The sequence below is a fragment of the Agrobacterium sp. CFBP 3001 genome (assembly GCF_027871605.1).
Lineage (GTDB): Bacteria > Pseudomonadota > Alphaproteobacteria > Rhizobiales > Rhizobiaceae > Agrobacterium > Agrobacterium leguminum.
Genome location: NZ_JAQAHD010000001.1, coordinates 245,088 through 261,201, shown reverse-complemented (window position 1 = coordinate 261,201; position 16,114 = coordinate 245,088). Strand labels below are relative to the sequence as shown.

At 59.9% G+C, this 16,114-nt stretch carries 17 protein-coding genes; 2 read left to right on the top strand and 15 right to left on the bottom strand.

All coding sequences use genetic code 11. The features are described from left to right. The first annotated feature begins 13 nt into the window (after positions 1 to 13). Both PH605_RS01305 and PH605_RS01300 read left to right on the top strand, forming a co-directional pair. Complete coding sequence (locus PH605_RS01305) at positions 14 to 1,207, top strand: DNA recombination protein RmuC (RefSeq protein WP_161987698.1); 1,194 nt, start codon at positions 14 to 16, stop codon at positions 1,205 to 1,207. Positions 1,208 to 1,260: 53 nt separating this feature from the next. Further along, entirely contained in the window at positions 1,261 to 2,160 is a 900-nt protein-coding gene (locus PH605_RS01300; RefSeq protein ID WP_142844081.1) for a ribokinase, read from the top strand. A gap of 12 nt (positions 2,161 to 2,172) precedes the next feature. Here the strand turns inward: PH605_RS01300 and trmB are convergent, their stop codons facing one another. From trmB to trpS, 15 genes are all read right to left on the bottom strand, one after another. Continuing rightward, the gene (trmB, locus tag PH605_RS01295) at positions 2,173 to 2,871 is read right to left on the bottom strand and encodes a tRNA (guanosine(46)-N7)-methyltransferase TrmB (RefSeq protein ID WP_078051327.1); all 699 of its coding nucleotides are present in this window, start codon (positions 2,869 to 2,871) and stop codon (positions 2,173 to 2,175) included. Between the two features lie 170 nt (positions 2,872 to 3,041). Further along, entirely contained in the window at positions 3,042 to 4,304 is a 1,263-nt protein-coding gene (metK, locus tag PH605_RS01290; RefSeq protein ID WP_003520054.1) for a methionine adenosyltransferase, read from the bottom strand. Positions 4,305 to 4,494: 190 nt separating this feature from the next. Then, the gene (locus tag PH605_RS01285) at positions 4,495 to 4,914 is read right to left on the bottom strand and encodes a helix-turn-helix domain-containing protein (protein ID WP_003520055.1); all 420 of its coding nucleotides are present in this window, start codon (positions 4,912 to 4,914) and stop codon (positions 4,495 to 4,497) included. A 133-nt stretch (positions 4,915 to 5,047) separates the two neighbouring features. Beyond that, positions 5,048 to 6,637, bottom strand: coding sequence for an apolipoprotein N-acyltransferase (gene lnt / locus PH605_RS01280; RefSeq protein WP_080855865.1), 1,590 nt, complete (start codon positions 6,635 to 6,637; stop codon positions 5,048 to 5,050). Between the two features lie 223 nt (positions 6,638 to 6,860). Next, on the bottom strand, positions 6,861 to 8,006 hold the full coding sequence (locus PH605_RS01275) for a hemolysin family protein (RefSeq protein WP_080855864.1): 1,146 nt from the start codon (positions 8,004 to 8,006) through the stop codon (positions 6,861 to 6,863). A 15-nt stretch (positions 8,007 to 8,021) separates the two neighbouring features. Further along, the gene (gene ybeY, locus PH605_RS01270; protein ID WP_080855863.1) at positions 8,022 to 8,528 is read right to left on the bottom strand and encodes an rRNA maturation RNase YbeY; all 507 of its coding nucleotides are present in this window, start codon (positions 8,526 to 8,528) and stop codon (positions 8,022 to 8,024) included. Between the two features lie 9 nt (positions 8,529 to 8,537). Continuing rightward, complete coding sequence (locus tag PH605_RS01265) at positions 8,538 to 9,593, bottom strand: PhoH family protein (RefSeq protein ID WP_080855862.1); 1,056 nt, start codon at positions 9,591 to 9,593, stop codon at positions 8,538 to 8,540. Between the two features lie 40 nt (positions 9,594 to 9,633). Beyond that, a complete protein-coding gene (gene miaB, locus PH605_RS01260) occupies positions 9,634 to 11,037 on the bottom strand; it encodes a tRNA (N6-isopentenyl adenosine(37)-C2)-methylthiotransferase MiaB (RefSeq protein WP_065654573.1) in 1,404 nt (467 codons plus the stop codon). Positions 11,038 to 11,102: 65 nt separating this feature from the next. Continuing rightward, positions 11,103 to 11,897: a lysophospholipid acyltransferase family protein gene (locus tag PH605_RS01255; RefSeq protein WP_125145228.1), complete on the bottom strand. Its 795-nt coding sequence runs from the start codon at positions 11,895 to 11,897 to the stop codon at positions 11,103 to 11,105. A gap of 30 nt (positions 11,898 to 11,927) precedes the next feature. Beyond that, entirely contained in the window at positions 11,928 to 12,356 is a 429-nt protein-coding gene (locus PH605_RS01250) for a Fur family transcriptional regulator (RefSeq protein WP_003503749.1), read from the bottom strand. A gap of 63 nt (positions 12,357 to 12,419) precedes the next feature. Beyond that, the gene (locus PH605_RS01245) at positions 12,420 to 12,914 is read right to left on the bottom strand and encodes a GNAT family N-acetyltransferase (protein WP_020812438.1); all 495 of its coding nucleotides are present in this window, start codon (positions 12,912 to 12,914) and stop codon (positions 12,420 to 12,422) included. 52 nt (positions 12,915 to 12,966) lie between these two features. After that, positions 12,967 to 13,635, bottom strand: coding sequence for a tRNA (adenosine(37)-N6)-threonylcarbamoyltransferase complex dimerization subunit type 1 TsaB (tsaB, locus tag PH605_RS01240; protein ID WP_142844082.1), 669 nt, complete (start codon positions 13,633 to 13,635; stop codon positions 12,967 to 12,969). A 19-nt stretch (positions 13,636 to 13,654) separates the two neighbouring features. Next, positions 13,655 to 14,218: a NifU family protein gene (locus PH605_RS01235; protein WP_020812436.1), complete on the bottom strand. Its 564-nt coding sequence runs from the start codon at positions 14,216 to 14,218 to the stop codon at positions 13,655 to 13,657. A 145-nt stretch (positions 14,219 to 14,363) separates the two neighbouring features. Continuing rightward, positions 14,364 to 14,855: a universal stress protein gene (locus PH605_RS01230; RefSeq protein WP_003503758.1), complete on the bottom strand. Its 492-nt coding sequence runs from the start codon at positions 14,853 to 14,855 to the stop codon at positions 14,364 to 14,366. A 114-nt stretch (positions 14,856 to 14,969) separates the two neighbouring features. Next, the gene (gene trpS / locus PH605_RS01225; protein WP_059759352.1) at positions 14,970 to 16,034 is read right to left on the bottom strand and encodes a tryptophan--tRNA ligase; all 1,065 of its coding nucleotides are present in this window, start codon (positions 16,032 to 16,034) and stop codon (positions 14,970 to 14,972) included. Between the last annotated feature and the right edge of the window lie 80 nt (positions 16,035 to 16,114).

Here is a 16,114-nt window from a genome sequence, read left to right as displayed (position 1 = left end):
GCTAGATTTAATTATGAGCATAGATTTCTCCGTTCTCCTCGATCCCGCGTTACGGGCCGGCTCCGTCGACATCAGCTTCGGCGCGCTGCTCGCGGCTCTGGTTTTCGGTCTGGCCACGACCTGGCTGGTGACGGCGAGCCGTGCGAAAAAAGCAGGAGCCGACGGCGAAATCTCCGACCTCCTCAAAACACAGTCCGAACTGCATGGCCGCATCGCCGCCATGGCGGAAACGCTCGGCACCCGCCAGACCGAGATGAGCCAGACGCTGAACCAGCGCCTCGACGGCATGTCGCAACGCCTTGGCGAAACACTGACGGAGCAGACCCGGTCGACGCATGAGAATCTGAGCCGCCTGCAGGAGCGCCTCGCGGTCATCGATGCCGCGCAGGGCAATATTCAGGATCTGGCCAAGGACGTCGTCGGGCTTCAGGCCATCCTTTCCAACAAGCAGACGCGCGGCGCCTTCGGACAGGCCCGCATGGAGACGCTGATTGCCGATGCGCTTCCGGCCGGGGCCTTCCAGTTGCAGCCGACGCTTTCGAACGGTTATCGGCCTGACTGCACCATCAAGATGCCCAACAATGCCCCGCCGCTCGTCATCGACGCCAAGTTTCCGCTGGAGGCATGGAACGCCATCAAGGCGGACGAGACGCCCGAAACCAAACGCGCCGCCGTGCAGCAGTTCCGCCGCGATATGGAGGTGCATATTCGCGATGTCGCCGAGAAGTATCTCATTCGCGGCGAAACCCAGGATACGGCCTTCATTTTTGTGCCGTCCGAATCGATCTTCGCCGATATTCACCAGCACTTCGAATATCTGGTGCAGCGCGCTCACCGCGCCCGCGTCGTCATCGTTTCGCCGTCACTTCTGATGCTGTCGGTACAGGTCATCCAGTCCGTGCTCAAGGATCAGCGCATGCGCGAGCAGGCGCATCTCATTCAGGGTGAAGTGGCATTGCTGATGGACGATGTGCGGCGGCTGGACGACCGGACGCGCAAGCTGCAGGCCCATTTTGGATTGGCGCAAAAGGATATCGACATGATGCTGATCTCCTCCGACAAGGTGCTGGCGCGCGGCCAGAAAATCGAAGGTCTCGATTTTTCACCGACGGAAAAAGAGACGTCGCATGGGGAAATAGAGCAGGCTCGACGCTTTGCCGAGAACAGGGCGGGAACGGCAAAGTTGCGGGTGGTTGACGACGAGTGATCCGCTCGGGCAAAGTCGCCGCCTTGCTTGAATTCTATACGGATACGCCCTCCATGATTACTGTTTTCGGCTCCATCAACATGGACCTCGTCGCCACCGCCAAACGCCTGCCCAAGCCGGGTGAAACCGTGACGGGCGAGACCTTCTCCACGGCCGCTGGCGGCAAGGGAGCCAACCAGGCGCTGGCCGCACGGCGTGCGGGCGCCTCGGTCAAGATGGCAGGGGCTGCGGGCGATGACACCTTTGCAGTGCCGGCGCTGACATTGCTGCGCGACGCGGGAACCGATCTGTCATTGGTTAAAACCACGCCCGGCCCTACCGGTACGGCAGTGATCCTTATCGGCGAAGGCGGGGAAAACATGATCTCGGTCATTCCCGCCGCCAATGGTGAAGTCTCCGCATCCGACGCCGCGAAAGCCCTGGCGGAAATGTCGGCGGGCGATATTTTGATGCTGCAGTTCGAGATACCCGCGCCCGCTATCGAAGCGGCGCTGACGGCTGCGAAGGCAAAGCGCGTCACCACCGTCATCAATACTGCGCCACTGACCGCCGATGGGCCGCGGCTTGCGGGCCTTGCCGATATCGTCATCGCCAATGAAACCGAGTTCGAATTGCTGATCGGAAAGAACGGCCTTTCCGGTTCTGAGCGGGAAAACGAACTGAAAGCCCTGCATGACAGGACCGGCCAGACATTGATCGTGACGCTCGGTGCCGATGGCGTGATCGCCATGCGCAACGGCAAGGTTTTCCGGGCTTCCGGCCTCAAGATCGAACCGGTCGATACGGTCGGTGCGGGCGACACCTTCTGCGGTTATCTCGCCGCCAGCCTCGATCAGGGTATGGATTTCGAAAGGGCGCTGAAGCGCGCCGCCGTCGCAGGCTCGCTCGCCTGCACCCGCGCCGGCGCCCAGCCTTCCATTCCGCTTGCCGCGGAAGTGGATGCGGCCCTCTGAGGGCTCAGCCGCTCAACGACGAATGAAGGTGAGATAGGCCGAGCTGCGGCCTTCTCTTTTCGCCTTGTTCTCATAACGCGTGCCCGGCCAGTTGGCGTAGGGCGTGCGCCAGTCATCAGCACTCGTCGCTGTCCATTCGAAGCCGCCATGGCGGGCGCAATGCTGCAGCGTCCAGTTGACGTAAGTATCGATATCGGAAGCGAAGCAGAACTTTCCGCCGGGTTTCAGCACGCGATGGAAGCGGGCGAGGTTGACGTCTGAAACGAAACGACGCTTCCAGTGCTTCTTCTTCGGCCACGGGTCAGGATAGAGAAGGTCGATATGATCGATCGATCCCTCGGGCAGCCAGTCCAGCAATTGCGTCGCATCATCGTCGTAAAGGCGGATATTCATCAGCTCGCGTTCACGCACGGCGGCGAGCAGCTTGGCCATGGAATTGACGAAGGGCTCCACGCCGATGAAACCCGTCTCCGGGTTTTCAACCGCGCGGTGGGCGAGATGCTCGCCGCCGCCAAAGCCTATCTCCAGACGGATCGACCGCACATCCGCGGGAAAAAGAGCGGCGAGATTTTGCGGCGGGGCGCTTTCCAGATCGATTTTCAGCAAAGGCAACAGGTTCTCGATTGTGTCGACCTGCTGATTGCGCAGGGGCTTGCCCTTGCGTCTGCCAAAAAATGCTTCCGTCGCGCGCGAACGCCGTTCTTCCGTCATCTCATACTCTCAAGAACAAATAGACTTAACCCGCACAGCGCCACATGAGGCACTGTGCGGGTTACAAAATTGGTGACGGTATCTCTCAATCGCCGTCAAATAACAAGCGCGATATCTGGTTGACGCATTTTCCGGACGTAAAACCGCTACGCGATTTTACCGGAAATGCTTCAAGCGCTCAAAGCTTCCTTGAGCGGCTTCACCAGATCGAGCTTCTCCCATGAGAAGGAGCCGTCACGGCCGGCCTTGCGGCCGAAATGGCCGTAGGAAGACGTCTTGGCGTAGATCGGCTTGTTGAGATCGAGATGACGGCGGATGCCCGACGGCGACAGGTCCATGACCTTGCGGATCGCGGCCTCGACCTGATCTTCGCTGACCTTGCCGGTGCCATGCAGATCGACATAGATCGACAGCGGCTGGGCGATGCCGATTGCGTAGGAAATCTGGATCGTGCAGCGCTCGGCAAGACCGGCAGCCACGACGTTCTTGGCGAGATAACGGGCGGCATAGGCGGCGGAACGGTCGACCTTGGTCGTGTCCTTGCCGGAGAATGCACCGCCGCCATGGGGCGCGGCGCCGCCATAGGTGTCGACGATGATCTTGCGACCCGTCAGGCCGGCGTCACCATCGGGACCGCCGATGACGAACTTGCCGGTCGGGTTGATGTACCACTGGCAATCGTCAGCGATCTTCAGGTCGCCCAGAGCTTCGCGGATATAGGGCTCGACAACGGCGCGAACCTTCTTCGAATCCCAGCTTGCATCGAGATGCTGCGTGGACAGAACGATGGATACGGCTTCCGCCGCCTTGCCGTCGACGTAACGAACCGTGACCTGGCTCTTGGCGTCGGGGCCGAGCTTGGCCGCTTCGCCTTCGCCGCTTTTACGGGCGGTGGCGAGCAGCTGCAGGATACGATGGGAATAATAGATCGGAGCCGGCATGAGGTCAGGCGTTTCCTTGCAGGCGTAACCGAACATGATGCCCTGGTCGCCGGCGCCCTCGTCGCCCTGCTTGTCGGAGGCGTTGTCCACGCCCTGCGCGATATCAGCAGACTGCGGATGCAGGAGAACGTCGATCTTGGCGGTCTTCCAGTGGAAACCATCCTGCTCGTAGCCGATGTCGCGGATCGCCTTGCGGGCGGCGGACTTGAACTTCGAGGGGTTGATGACCGGGTGGCCAGCGGCGTCCTTGAGGACCTTGCCGTCCTTGTCCTTCTTCAGAAGCGTATCGGGAACCCGAACCTCACCGGCGATAACGACGCGGTTGGTCGTCGCAAGCGTTTCGCAGGCAATGCGCACGGTCCACGGGTCAACGCCCGTCTTGGACGCTTCACGATAGATGAGATCCACAATTTCATCGGAAATACGATCACAAACCTTGTCCGGATGACCCTCGGCCACGGACTCGCTGGTGAACAGATAATTGGCACGCATGCGGGATTCCCCTCAAAGAACGGTCTTGGAGTTTGTTAGTCATTTCGGCCGTGAAAAACAAGGACACAACCACATAAATATATCTTTATGTGAGAATTCCTTTCCAATCGGGCACAAAAAAACGGTCCTTGCGGACCGTTGAGTGCCCGGCATCCCGTGCCGGAAATTTTCTGCGTCGCGCGGGCTGCGCTTACTCGGCGTCACCTTCGGCGGCGAGCGCCTTGACGAGATCGACGAGACGGCGGCGAACCTTCGGGTCGGCGATCTTCACGAAGGCGCGGTTCAGCTGCAGACCTTCAGCCGAGGACAGAAAGTCGACCACATAGTTGGAGCTCGACGCCTCCGCCATGCCGGGTGTGCCGCCAGCCTGATCGCCGGGTGCATCTTCGAAAAAAAAGGAAACGGGCACATTAAGGATCGCGGAAATATTCTGGAGGCGGCTGGCGCCAACGCGGTTCGTGCCTTTTTCATACTTCTGGATTTGCTGAAAGGTAATTCCGAGACTTTCACCCAGCTTCTCCTGGCTCATTCCGAGCATGGTTCTGCGAAGGCGAATTCGGCTTCCGACATGAATGTCGATGGGGTTAGGCTTTTTCTTATTCTCGGTCATCATGCGGTCCTGACACTCGGAAAGGGTTGATATCTCGCTTCATTACTATTCGAAGAAATGAGTCGGCAATTCGACAGCGTCTAAACTTGTTTTACGACTGACGTATTCACTATGCAATTACAGGGGTTCCCGGTCAATTCTGGCGCCGAGCGAAACTCAAGGCGGGAAATACCGCAACGATCATCAAGATAGAAAAAATCAACCAGAAATACGTCCGATGTATGTCGTAAGTAAATGCGTCGTTTGACCCACCACTCAAAGTGGCGTCAACAATTCCCACCCGGCCGTAATCGAGCCCCGCAATAATGCGGCCATAGGGGTCTATGACGGCGGAAATTCCGGTATTGGCACCGCGAATCACCGGCACGCCCGTCTCAACGGCCCGGACCCTCGCCTGCAGAAAATGCTGATAGGGGCCGGGCGTATCACCGAACCAGCCATCATTGGTCACATTCAGGATGGCGGCCGAGCCGGCCAGCCCCGGCGTCATCTCACCCGGGAAAATGATCTCGTAACAGATGAGAGGATAGAAGGTCTTGCCCGAAGGAAGCGTGAGCGGCGTGCGCGAGGAAGCGGCGGAAAAACCTCCCGGCAGGGCGATGACATTGTCGATGCCGAACTCCCGCAGGATGCCTTCAAAGGGGACATATTCGCCAAAAGGAGTGAGATGCACCTTGTCGGTCGCGCCGATGATCTCGCCCTGGCTGTCGATCGCATAGACCGAATTATAATAACGCGGCGGGCGGCCTGCCCCCTGATCTTCCATTCTCACGGCGCCGGTGAACAGCACCTGCCCATCTTCCAGCGTTTTGGCGATTTCCGCCAGAGCATCCGGGTTTTGCGTCAGAATGAACGGCACCGAGGTTTCCGGCCAGACGATGATATCAGGGCGCTTTTTCCCTTCGCCGGGCGGCAGAGCCGAGAGCCGCAGGTGCTCGCCAAAAATCTCCGCCCTGTCCGCGTTCAGCATCTTGCGTGACTGATCGATGGAAGGCTGCACGATCCGAACGGTCAGTGCGTCTGCGGGCACCTCCGCCGGCGTCTGGAGACGGTAGAAGCCATAACCGAAATGGCCGGCCAGTAGTAGCCCCGCCACAACGAGACCCGACCACATTCCTTTTTTCGTGCCTATCAGCGCCGGCGAGGCGAATATGAAAACCGCAAGCGTCGTCACGCTGAAAAGACCAAGCAGATGTGCCGACTGCATCATGATCGGGATGGGCATGATGCCGTAACCGATGGCGTTCCAGGGAAAGCCGGTGGCTAGGAAGCTGCGCAGCCATTCCGAAAAGCCGAACGCGGCAGCAAGTGCAGCGATACGGCCGAGGCCCTCCGACCAGAGGAGATTGGCTGCGGCAACCGCAAAACCGTAAAACAACGCCAGAAAAGCGGGAAGACCAAGGATGGCGAGCGGCAGCGCCCAGGCGAATTCATCGGCTTCCAGCAGGAGAGCATTGCCGAGCCACCACAGGCCAGCGACGAAGTAACCAAGCCCGAAACACCAGCCGATGCCGAAGGCTGGCAGGATGCGGCTGAAGAGGCCGCCGCCCGGTTTTCCAGTGCAGCCATCCACAAGCCAGACAAGCAGAGTGAAAGAGAAAAACAGCGCTGCAAAAAAGCCGAATGGAGGCAAAGCGAGCGCCCCGACCGCACCTGCAGCAATCGCCATAACTGCGCGGCTCATGCCGCCGGCCAGCATTACCCTGCCTGCAAGACGCTCCATGCCATCTCCGTTTATGCGCGTCCGGAAAAGCCCGCCGCCGACAAGGCCGCGCCACGGAATTTCCCCTCAGACCCGACGTAAAGGAAAAAAGATTCGCAGTCCACAGGAGGCGTGGCGACCGAAGCGCCACTTGTTCTTTTCGACGCCGAACACGGGCATTCATACCTGTCGCATTGATATGTCGAAAGGTGGAAGCGACGGGGAAAAACCCCGTCACCCTTTCTTAATCGGCGTTCTGCTGGTGCGTGATAAGGCGAACATCCGGCGCAGACAGCGCAATCACCTCATTGGCGCCCGCTTCGCCCGGAGCGCGATCATCCTCACCTTCGGAGCCGTGATCCCGGACGATACGAACGCCCTTGATACGCCTGCTGTCCGCATCGAGGATCTGGAACTCGAAACCGGGCACGGCCCGGACCACCTCGCCCTTGGCCGGAATGCGGCCGAGCGCGAAGAAGATGAGACCGCCGAGCGTATCGATTTCCTCCAGATGTTCACGCACATCGAATTCCGGCCCGATCGCCTCGGCAAGTTCGGTGAGTTCCGCGCGTGCATCCGCGACAAGCACGTCGGCTGAAAGACGCGAAAACATCGCCTCGTCCTTGTCGTGCTCGTCATCGATATCACCCACGACCATCTCGACGATATCCTCGTGGCTGACGAGACCGTCGGTGCCGCCATATTCATCGATCACCAGCGCAAGCTGGGTTCTCTGGGCCTGCATCGTCTTCAAAAGGTCGGAGGCGAGCATCGAGGGCGGTGCGAAAAGAATTTTGCGCACCAACCCGGCAGCGGCAACCGTCTGCTCCAGATCGACACGCGCCAGGTCGAAATTCGGCCGCGGTGAACGCGGCGCCTTTACCTCACCGTAAGCGACGCTCCGCGAACCGGCACGGCGCTTGTTGCGGGCCTGCTTGGCGACATAGGCCAGCAGATCGCGAATGTGGATCATGCCCTTCGGATTATCCAGCGTCTCGTCATAGACCGGCATGCGCGAACGCCCGGTTTCCTCAAAGAGGATCAGCGCATCGCCGATCGTCATATTCTCATCGAGACCGTCGATGTCCACACGCGGGATCATGATATCTTCGACCCGAATCTCGCGGAAACGCAGGATATTGTTGAGCATCGCCCGTTCTTCGGGCGAAAAGGCCGCACCGATTTCGGTGTCGTCCATCAGCGCGTCGGTCAAATCCTCGCGCAGGCGCTCGCCCTGGGATGGTTTCAGCAACCGTGCGATGCGTGACCAGATGGTCGATTTCGGCTTGGCGTTGTAGTCGTGACGTAAGTGACTACTGCCCTCCTCCGAAGAGGACTGCTCGCCGTTTTCTCTGCCCTCATTGGCAGGTCGTGCAGAATGTTCGTTCATGGCTCCAGACAATATTTAAAGCGGTTCCTGACCCGCGTAAGGATCAGATAGGCCAAGCACCGCCAAAATGCGAGTCTCAAGCGACTCCATTTCTTCCGCTTCTTCCTCGTCCATGTGGTCGTAACCGAACAAATGCAGGAACCCATGAACGAGCAGATGGGTCAGATGATCCCCGAAACTCTTCTCAAGTTCAAGGGCCTCGCGTTCAACCGTCTCGCGCGCGATGACGATATCGCCCAGCATGGGGCCCGGTATTCCTCCCGGCTCCAGCGGAAAAGCCGGGAAAGACAGGACATTGGTTGCCTTGTCCTTGTCGCGCCACTCAGCGTTGATTTCGCGAATATTTTCGTCGTCGGTGAAGACCAGCGACAGTTCCACCGGCATTTTCGGGAAGGGTTGGTCCTCTTCCCGCTTCAGGAAATCGACCGCCACATCCAGCACCCTGGTGGCGAAGGTCAGCAGATCCTCTTCCGAGGACCAGCCTTCGGCCTCGACGCTGATTTGAATATCCAGAGCTGTCATTGCTTTACGTCAGCTGCCCTTTACGAGGCTTTCATCCGGCACGGCCGTGTGGGATTCGTAAGCCCGGACGATACGCGCCACCATCGGATGACGAACGACATCGACATCCTTGAAGCGCACGACGGACACGCCTTCGACATCGCTGAGGATTTGCAGGGCCTCGACAAGACCGGATTTCACGCCGCGCGGCAAATCCACCTGGCTTGGGTCACCGGTCACGATCATGCGGCCGTTCTCACCAAGACGGGTGAGGAACATCTTCATCTGCATGGTCGTGGTGTTCTGGGCTTCGTCCAGAATGACGGCGGCGTTGGCAAGGGTACGACCGCGCATGAAGGCCAGCGGCGCGATTTCGATGACGCCCGCCTGAATGGCGCGCTCCACCTTGTCGCCCGGCATCATGTCATAAAGCGCGTCGTAAAGCGGACGCAGATAAGGATCGACCTTTTCCTTCATGTCGCCCGGCAGGAAGCCCAGGCGCTCACCCGCTTCGACGGCGGGGCGCGACAGGATGATGCGGTCAACCGCGCCGCGCTCCAGAAGCTGCGCCGCATGCGCCACGGCAAGATAGGTCTTGCCGGTGCCGGCGGGGCCGACGCCGAAAACCAGTTCGGACTGCTCCAGTGCCCGCATGTAGACATCCTGTGTCGGCGTGCGGGCAGCGATGGTCTTCTTGCGGGTGGAAATCTGTGCCATGGAAATCTTCGCCTTGCGTTCCATCGTCGGCAAGGTCAGCTGGTCGTCCGCGGCCATGGCCATGCGGATCGCGCCTTCGACATCGGAAACCTCGGCGGTTCCGCCTTTGAGCAGCCGTTCATAAAGGAAATCCAGCGCCCGACGAGCCTGATTGGTGGCAACGACATCGCCGGTGATGGCAACGGAATTACCGCGCGGGCGAGCGTCGATATTGAGGCGCTGTTCCAGAAGCTTCAGGTTCTGATCGAACTGACCGAATAGCTCTCCCGCTATCCTGTTATTCTCGAACGTGAGGACGAAGTGATTGGCGTCGGTCGCGGCTTGGCGTGGCTGGCGCGATGAATTTGATACCAATTCGTGTGCGTTCAAGCGGTCAGACTCCTGTCCCAATCAGTGTCGGCTCCTCACTCTAACTCCCTGCCACCTCGGCAAACAAGCTGTTTGGACCCGTTGCGGTGATTCGTACATTAACAATGTCACCGATTTTCAACGTCTTTGCATCAAGATTCACGGATTGCAGCCATGGAGAGCGACCTATCAACTGCTCAGGCATGCGGCCGGGCTTTTCCAGCAGCACATCCATGGTTTTTCCGACCAGCGATTCCGCAAATTCCTTCTGCTGCCGCAGCAACAGGGCCTGCAATCTTTCCAGTCGCTCGGCCTTCACCTCTTCCGCAACCTGATCGGTGAGATCGGCTCCCGGCGTGCCGGGACGGGTGGAATATTTGAACGAGAAGGCCTGCGCATATTTCACCGTCTCGACCATCGCCATCGTATCTTCGAAATCGCGATCCGTCTCACCGGGGAAACCGACAATAAAGTCCCCCGACATGGCAATATCAGGGCGGGCGGCGCGGATTTTTTCGATAAGCTGGATATATTCCTCACCCGTATGGCGACGGTTCATCGCTTTCAGAATGCGGTCCGAACCCGATTGCACCGGCAGATGCAGATAGGGCATCAGGATGCGCAAATCGCGATGCGCGCCGATAAGGCGCTCGTCCATGTCGCGCGGATGGCTGGTGGTGTAGCGAAGCCGTGCAAGGCCGGGAATTTCCGCCAGCCTGTAGAGCAGCTCGGCAAGGCCCCATTTCTCACCCTTCGGGCCTTCGCCCTGCCAGGCATTGACGTTTTGGCCGAGCAGCGTGATCTCGCGCACGCCGGCATCGACGAGCTTCATCGCCTCATCGACGATCTGGCGCACGGGGCGGGAGACTTCCGAACCGCGCGTATAGGGCACGACACAGAAGGTACAGAACTTGTCGCAACCTTCCTGCACCGTCAGAAACGCCGTTACGCCGCGCGTGCGCAGCGTCGCCTTTTCGGCGACAGGCAGGTGCTCGAACTTATCCTCGACCGCATATTCGGTCTCGATGACACGCTCGCCGCCGCGCACCCGCTTCAGGGCGTCCGGCAGGCGATGATAGGTCTGCGGGCCGATGACGACATCAACGGCGGGCGCACGGCGAAGGATTTCCTCGCCTTCCGCCTGCGCAACGCAACCGGCAACGCCGATCATGAATTCGCGGCCCTGCTCTTCGCGCGATTTTTTCATGTCGCGCAGGCGGCCTAGCGCCGAGTAGACCTTTTCAGCCGCCTTTTCGCGGATATGACAGGTGTTCAGCAGAACCAGATCCGCCTCGCCCATATCTTCCGTCTGAACGTAGCCGTCCTTCGCCAGCGCATCGCTCATACGGACGGAATCGTAGACGTTCATCTGACAGCCATAGGTCTTGATGAAGACCTTTCTGCTGTTCGAACCCTCGCGGGCAATCATGGGTGGGGCGTCGAGGCCAAGCGTTTCCTGGGTCATGGCGGCTATCTAGTGTTTTTCACGGCCAGATTAAACAGAAAAATGCCGGAAAAGCTACGATCTCGCTAATTCCGCCAGCCGCCGCGCAGGCTGAAGGCCAGCATGGAGCGGATGGAGGCGGCGATATCGGTCGCCAGGCGCTTGCGGTTATCCGTGCTGTGAAACGGAACGCTGTCACCGAATGTCACGTCGACATCGATGGCGCCGGCCCTGATGATGCCGAGAAGATGCGGCACGAGCGTGATGCTGCCCGGCCAGGCGGCGATGACGCGATGGTAGCGCCCCATGGCCATGCCCTGCACCCTGGTATAGGCGATGGCGACCGGCTGCACATAAACCAGCTTGCCCGGCACCTGTTCAGCGGCGGTGGAGGCCGCACCGAACAGCGAGGATTTGACGGCAAGCATGCGGTTGCCGTCCGAGGTGGTGCCTTCGGGAAACAGAACGACGATCTCGCCATCGGCCATGCGGCTGGCGATCTCGCTCACCTGCGCGCCGGTGCTGCGTTTCTGCTCACGCTGAACAAAGATGCTTTTCTGCAAGCGGGCAAGCCAGCCGAACACCGGCCAGTCCCGCACTTCCGTCTTGGCGATGAACACCACGTCGGCAATGCTGCCCAAAACGAGGATGTCCTTCCACGAGGCGTGATTGACCGCAAGCATCAGCGGTTTCGCCCGCTCCACATCGCCATGCACATGCACGCGGATGCCGAGAACATGGCAGGCGATGCGATGCCAGAGGCGCGGAATGCGGCGGCGAAGCCGCCAGTCGAAGGCAAGGCCCAACAGTTGCAGCGGCAGCAATATGAGCGTGACGATCAGAAGAACGACCGCGATATAGGCTGTCCGGAGCCACATCATGATTGGAACGCCCGTCTGCTCACCGGCGTCTCAGTGTTCGCCGGGCTTCAACGGCACGCCGTAAAGTTCCAGCCGGTGATCCACGAGCTTGAAGCCGTGTTCCCTGGCGATCTTTTCCTGAAGTGCCTCGATCTCGGCGGAATGAAATTCGATGACCACGCCGTTCTTCAAGTCGATCAGGTGATCGTGATGTTCCTCGGGCACGGTCTCATAGCGCGAACGGCCGTCGCGAAAATCGTGACGCTCGATGATGCCGGCATCCTCGAACAGCTTCACCGTTCTGTAGACGGTGGAAATCGAGATGCGCGGATCCACGGCGGAGGAGCGGCGGTAAAGCTCCTCGACATCGGGATGGTCGGCTGACTCCTGAAGGACGCGGGCGATGACACGGCGTTGATCCGTCATCCGCATGCCGCGTTCGGCGCAAAGCTCCTCCAGCGTTTTCGAAAGGTCTGTCACGTCTTCTGGCCTTTTGAGAATTCCGGTTTGCGGCTTTCGCCGAAAAATGCCTGTCGCAGGGAACTAGCGAAGATCGCGGCGCATGACAAGCGCCGTCGACTTCGTTCCATCCTTTGCGGTGTAATAGGCCTTGCGTTCCGCGACGGTTTTGAAGCCGAGCTTCCTGTAAAGCCCCAGCGCAGAGGCATTATTATTATCCACCTCAAGAAACATGGTTTCGGCGCCGCGCATCATCGCCTCGCGGATGGCCGACTGCATCAGACGCCAGCCGAGACCGGCGCGTGCGAACTTGTCCGCCACGGCAACGGTCAGGATTTCCGCCTCACCCGCCACTTCCCGCGCCAGCACGAAACCACCGAGCGGCTTGCTGAAAAAGGCGTTGGTCTGGCGTGCGACAGCACCGAAAACCGACCCTTGCGTCAGCAGCCCGGAAAACTCCCCGTCGTTCCACGGGCGCGGAAAGCGCAGCGCATGCAACTCCGCCACCGCGGCGCAATCCTCATGCTGCATCGGCACGATCTCGAAATAGGGCTTCCAGGTCAGATAGTCGTCAAACATAACAGGAATCGGGCATCACAGGAATCATTCGCACATGTTGACGAATGCCCTATCAGGCAACGCCCTGACGTGCCAGCGCAAAACCGGTCTGCGGCCGGGCATCCGGCCCGCGCAGATAAAGCGGCGCGGGTTTCGGCTGGCCAGCTGGCTTGCGCGCAGCAGCACGCGCGACCGAGGCAATCGGGAAGTGATCCGGTCCCGAACCCGCCTCCAACCCCGCCAAAAGCGGCGCGGCTGAACCGATAACGGCGCCATCAAAACCGGTGGTAACCGTTTTGGCGTCGTCCAGGGGCAGAAGCGCAGCATCGCGCAGCGGCGATCCATCCGCACCGAATGTCTGCAGATAGGCTTCGCCGCGTTTGGCATCCAGCGCGACGGCCACGGGCCGGCCGGGATTTGCAAGCAGATGATGAAGCGCCAGCGTTTCAAGCGTGGTGACGCCCACGGCCTCGACGCCGAGCGACAGGGCAAAGCCGCGCGCGGCGGCGACCCCGACGCGGATACCGGTGAAAGACCCCGGCCCGATGGTCACGGCGATGCGCCCGACATTCTGGAGCGCCAGTTGCGCCTGCTCCAGCGCACCGTCGATCACCGCCATCAACCTTTCGGCATGGCCCTTGCCGATCGTTTCGCATACCTCGCCGAGCACCCTGTCGGAGGCGCTGTCATAAACGCAGGCGGAACAATCCACACCTGAGGTGTCGAGTGCGAGAACAATCATGATGGCCTGGCTTGCGCTTTTATACCGCTTCGACTTCGCGCACTTCCGGCACGAAATGGCGAAGCAGATTCTGAACGCCATGCTTCAGCGTGGCGGTGGAGGACGGGCAACCCGAGCAGGCGCCCTTCATGTTCAGGAACACCGTGCCGTCGCGGAAACCGCGGAAGGTGATATCGCCGCCATCCTGCGCCACGGCGGGGCGAACGCGGGTATCCAGCAACTCCTTGATGGTGGCGACGATGGTTTCGTCACCCTCTTCGAAGAATTCGCCCTCCTCATCCGACACTTCAGCCGCAACAGCCGTGCCCATGATCGGGCGGCCGGACATGAAATGTTCCATGATCGAGCCCAGAATAGCAGGCTTCAGGTGCTGCCATTCCGCACCGTCCTTGGTGACGGTGATGAAATCGAAACCGAAATAAACGCCGGTCACGCCCGGAATGGTGAAGAGGCGCTCCGCCAGCGGCGAAGCCTGCGCCTGCGACGGGTTGAGAAACTCAGCCGTACCGCTTTCCAGCACCACCTTGCCCGGCAGGAACTTCAGCGTTGTCGGGTTCGGCGTGGCTTCCGTCTGAATGAACATCGTCTGTCTCCTTCGAGGTCGCCGTTCACGCCCCGTAATTTAGAATTCTTCCAAAAAATACGCCCGGCGAAGCTGCACTTCAAGCCCTGACATGATAATTACATTCAAGAAATCGTCAGCCCCAAGATCTTGCCCGAAACCAGGATCAGCAGAGCGCGTCGATTTCCTCGTCCGACAGCGTATCCGGCAACACGGTGACGGGAATGGGAAAGGCTGCCCCACGTCCGGCAATGGAGGAAACAAGCGGTCCCGGCCCCTCCTTCGTCGAGCCAGCCGCGAGCACCAGAATGGCTATATCGCGGTCTTCCTCGATCAGCCCGTGGATCTGCTCGGTGGCGCTGCCTTCGCGGATCACCGCTTCCGGCTCGATCCCGATGGTCTCGCGCACCTTCTGGGCGATCTTGGCGAGCGTGGCTTCCGCCTCCTCACGCGCTTCGGCCCGCATGATCTGCTCGACACCCAGCCATTGCTGGAAATCGCCTTCCGGGATCATGTAAAGCAGCACCAGCCCGCCATTGGAGTTCTTGGCACGACGACCGGCATAGTGCACGGCCCTTTCGCATTCCGGTGTGTCATCGATAACAGCGAGAAATTTGCGACGATGCCCTTCCAGACGCGACAGCCGTTTTGAAACCATTCTGCACTCCCTAGGTCCGCCGTGATCCGTAAAACCGCCCGACGTTTCGGGCGGAGATTATATCAAATCACGGCAGGCGCAAACCGCCCGCCGCATTCGCGCAGCAGCGACCTGTCAGCGCAGGAAGCCGATGATGTCGCGCACCTCGTTCATCGTCTTTTCGGCGATGGTGCGTGCCCGCTCGCCGCCCTGTTTGAGGATGGCGTCGATATGGGTCGGGTCATCGAGAAGGCGGCGCATCTCGTTGTTGACGGGGGCCAGAACATTAACCGCAAGCTCGACGAGGGCCGGCTTGAACGCCGAGAACTGCTGTCCGCCGAATTCGGAAAGAACATCCGCCTTGGTCCTGTCGGACAGCGCGGCATAGATGCCGACGAGGTTTTCGGCCTCGGGGCGACCCTTAAGACCTTCCACTTCGCTCGGCAGCGCGTCCGGATCGGTCTTTGCCTTCTTGATCTTCTTCGAGATCGCGTCGACATCATCCATCAAGTTGATGCGCGAAAGATCGGAAGGGTCGGACTTCGACATCTTCTTGGTGCCGTCCTTGAGCGACATCACCCGCGGTGCAGGACCGCCGATCAACGGCTCGACCATCGGGAAATAGGCGTGCACCGGCTCATCGCCCACGGTGATATCGAGCCCGAGGCCCGCCTTGCGGATATGATCGCCGAAATCGATGTTGAATTTCTGGGCGATATCGCGGGCAAGTTCCAGATGCTGTTTCTGGTCGTCTCCAACAGGAACATGCGTGGCGCGATAGACGAGAATGTCGGCGGCCATCAGGCTCGGATAGGCCAGCAGGCCGAGCGACACCTGTTCGGCATTCTTGCCGGACTTGTCCTTGAACTGCGTCATGCGCTCCATCCAGCCGATGCGCGCCACGCAGTTGAACACCCATGCGAGTTCCGCATGCTGCGGCACGGCCGACTGGTTGAAGACGATATGTTTTACGGGATCGATGCCCGAGGCGATGAAGGCGGCCGCAATCGAGCGGGTCTGCGCCTTCAGGTCCGTATGAACGAGCTGGGCGGTGATGGCATGCATGTCGACGACGCAATAGATGCAGTCGTTATCTTCCTGCAGCGCCACGAACTTGCGGATCGCGCCGAGATAATTGCCGAGATGCAGATTGCCGGTCGGCTGGACGCCCGAGAAAACCAGCGGCTTGAATGCGTTCATTGTCGTCCTCGAAAAGGCTTGTGGAGGGCCCCGCCCCATGGTTGGAATTGCACGCGCGCTTATGCACCCGCAGCCCCTCG